The sequence below is a fragment of the Homoserinimonas sp. genome, from assembly GCF_056262345.1.
This window is the reverse complement of record NZ_JBACFR010000201.1, coordinates 1-2926: the sequence shown is the minus strand read 5'-3', so window position 1 is coordinate 2926 and position 2926 is coordinate 1. Positions and strand designations below refer to the sequence as shown.

The window sequence follows — 2926 nt, the reverse complement described above, 5'->3', positions numbered from 1 at the left end:
GCCCGGCTCTGTGGCCGGCTCGACACCCGCTGGGTCAGCAGGCAGCCCAGCGCCTCGCACCACGGCAGCGCGCGCAGGGGCTTCCGCCAGGGCCACCGGTGCCAGTGCTACCGGTGCCAGTGCTACTGCCGCGACCAACGCCGCGGCCCCGGCCTCCACCGCAGCCAAGCGGCAGGCCGAGCCCTCTTCGGCGGCGCCGGTCGCAACCTCGGGCTGGGCGACCGTGGCGATTCCGGGCTCAGACGGCTCCGCTTCGGCCGAATCCGCAGCGCCCGCCGCGGCCGCGCCTGGTGGAGCGTCTGCTCCTGCTCCAGCCCCAGCTCCGGCTCCAGCCTCAGCTCCAGCCACAGCTCCAGCCACAGCGCCGGGCTCCGTGTCCGCCCCGAACCGCGTCCCTGCACCCGCCAGCCCCACGGGAGCGTCAGCGCCGCGAGACGATGAGCCTCCGTTCGACGACGAGCCGCCCTTCGACCCCGACTACGACTCGGTCCCGCCCGACACCGGGGCGGAGAGAGGCGCGGCAAGCCGCCAGCCTCCGCGCTCTGCGCCTCCGCGTTCTGAGCCGGCGCGTTCTGAGCCTGCGCGTTCAGCGCCTGCGCGCACAGAGTCGCCGCGCTCGACGCCCGCAGCTCGATCCGCGGCGGGCCGCCCTTCCGGCAGCGCCCGCACAAATTCCGGACCGCAAAAATATGGCGAGTCCGTTGTTCGTCAGGTGCTGGGTGCAACCTTCATCGAGGAGCAGCCGCACACGCCATCAGGGTTCGCAGGTCCGCAGTAGGCCGCTCCCCACCAGCACCACCGACGTCGTCTTTGACGTCCACATTCAATATCAAGCCTGCGGGCGAGAAGGCAGGGCCACATGTATGAGGGAATCGTTCAAGAGCTGATCGACGAGCTCGGTCGGCTGCCCGGCATCGGGCCAAAGTCGGCACAGCGCATCGCGTTTCACATCCTGCAGACAGAGACGTTCGACACGACGCGCCTTGCCGAGATCCTGATGCAGATTCGTGAGCGAGTGCGTTTCTGCGCCATCTGCGGCAATGTGAGCGAGCAGGAGACCTGCACGATCTGCCGCGACCCCCGCCGTTCGCCCGCCACGATCTGTGTTGTAGAAGAAGCGAAAGACGTTGTCGCGATCGAGCGAACCCGAGAGTTCCGCGGCCTCTATCACGTGCTCGGCGGGGCAATCAGCCCTATCGATGGCATCGGACCCGACGACCTTCGCATCCGTCAGCTCATGCAACGACTCGCCGACGGCACGGTGACCGAGGTCATCATCGCCACCGATCCCAACCTCGAGGGAGAAGCGACGGCAACCTACCTGTCGCGGCTCCTCATCCAGCCCGGTCTCTCCGTTTCTCGCCTCGCCTCGGGTCTGCCCGTGGGCGGAGACCTCGAATATGCCGACGAGGTTACCCTCGGCAGGGCGTTCGAGGGGAGACGGCTAGTAGAGAACTAGCCGATACAATGGGATGCCTGGCGCGGCATTGAGCTGCACAGCCCCTGCCCCCACAGACTTTCGGGAGATATTCGCGTGGCCTTGATCGTGCAGAAGTACGGTGGTTCCTCCGTCGCCGATGCCGACGGCATTAAGCGCGTCGCCGAGCGAATCGTCGAAACCCGTCGGGCTGGCAACGATGTGGTTGTTGTGGTTTCCGCCATGGGCGACACCACCGACGACCTGCTCGACCTAGCTGATGCGGTCTCAAGTGAGCCTGCTGGCCGCGAGATGGACATGCTCCTCACGGCGGGCGAGCGCATTTCTATGGCGCTCCTTGCGCTTGCCATTCGCGACCTTGGCGAGGAGGCGCGGTCATACACCGGCAGCCAGGCCGGCATGATGACCGACGAGAAGCACGGTGCCGCGCGCATTGTTGAGGTGTCGCCGCTGCGGGTTCGTGCTGCGCTCGACCAGGGCTACATCGCCATCGTCGCGGGCTTTCAAGGCTTCAACCGCGACTCTGGCGACATCACCACGCTCGGTCGTGGGGGATCCGACACCACTGCCGTCGCGCTGGCCGCGGCGCTCGGTGCCGAGGTGTGCGAGATCTACACGGATGTCGATGGCATCTTCACGACAGACCCCCGCATGGTTCCCGCCGCTCACAAGATCGACCGAATCACCTCGGAAGAGATGCTTGAGCTTGCGGCAGCCGGGGCAAAGGTTCTTTATATTCGCGCAGTGGAATATGCGCGTCGTCATGGCGTAACGCTGCACGTCCGATCCTCGTTCAGTCGCAACGAGGGCACCCTTGTGGTGAATCCGAAAGAGGGAGAAACCGTGGAAGAGCCGCTCATCACGGGAATTGCCGCTGATCTCAGCGAAGACAAGATCACCGTCGTCGGGGTTCCCGATGTTCCCGGCACGGCAGCACGCATCTTTACGATCGTGGCCAAGACCGGCGCGAACATCGACATGATCGTGCAAAACGCGTCAACCGTGAACACCGGTGTTGCCGACATCTCGTTCACGCTGCCCAAGTCGCAGGTGCCCGCGGCGCTCGAAGCGCTCGAGGCCGGCCGTGCAGAGGTGGGATTCTCCACCCTGCAGCACGACGACGGCATCGGAAAGATCGCACTCGTGGGCGCCGGAATGCGCACCAACACCGGTGTCTCGGCACAGCTCTTCACGGCGCTGTCCGACGCGGGAATCAACATCGACATGATCTCCACGAGTGAGATCCGCATCAGCGTTGTCACCCGGGCAGAGATCGTGCCAGAGGCCGTTCGCATCATTCACACCGCTTTCGACCTCGATGCCGAGGGCGAAGCAATCGTCTACGGGGGGACCGGCCGATGAGCGCAGGAGTAAACATCGGGGTTGTTGGCGCAACCGGGCAGGTTGGCGCCGTTGTGCGTCGTCTGCTCGAGGAGCGCGACTTTCCCGTCGCCAGCATCCGCTTCTTTGCTTCCGCGCGGTCGGCGG

The 2926-nt window shown here is 65.7% G+C and carries 2 protein-coding genes and 2 pseudogenes; 3 read left to right on the top strand and 1 reads right to left on the bottom strand.

The window, feature by feature from the left end; genetic code table 11:
* Nucleotides 1–348, bottom strand: a pseudogene (locus AC062T_RS09740) (hypothetical protein); the annotation flags it as partial.
* 511 nt (nt 349–859) lie between these two features.
* Here AC062T_RS09740 and recR point away from each other — a divergent pair.
* The 3 genes and pseudogenes from recR to AC062T_RS09725 all read left to right on the top strand — a co-directional run.
* The gene (gene recR / locus AC062T_RS09735; RefSeq protein ID WP_476029540.1) at nt 860–1459 is read left to right on the top strand and encodes a recombination mediator RecR; all 600 of its coding nucleotides are present in this window, start codon (nt 860–862) and stop codon (nt 1457–1459) included.
* A gap of 75 nt (nt 1460–1534) precedes the next feature.
* Entirely contained in the window at nt 1535–2800 is a 1266-nt protein-coding gene (locus AC062T_RS09730) for an aspartate kinase (RefSeq protein WP_108517640.1), read from the top strand.
* Nucleotides 2797–2926 (top strand): annotated as a pseudogene (locus AC062T_RS09725) (aspartate-semialdehyde dehydrogenase); the annotation flags it as partial. The gene AC062T_RS09730 and the pseudogene AC062T_RS09725, both read left to right, overlap by 4 nt.

Excerpts from the sequence above, each read along its gene's own strand:
- recR (WP_476029540.1), top strand. The coding sequence starts at position 860 with ATGTATGAGGGAATCGTTCAAGAGCTGATCGACGAGCTCGGTCGGCTG.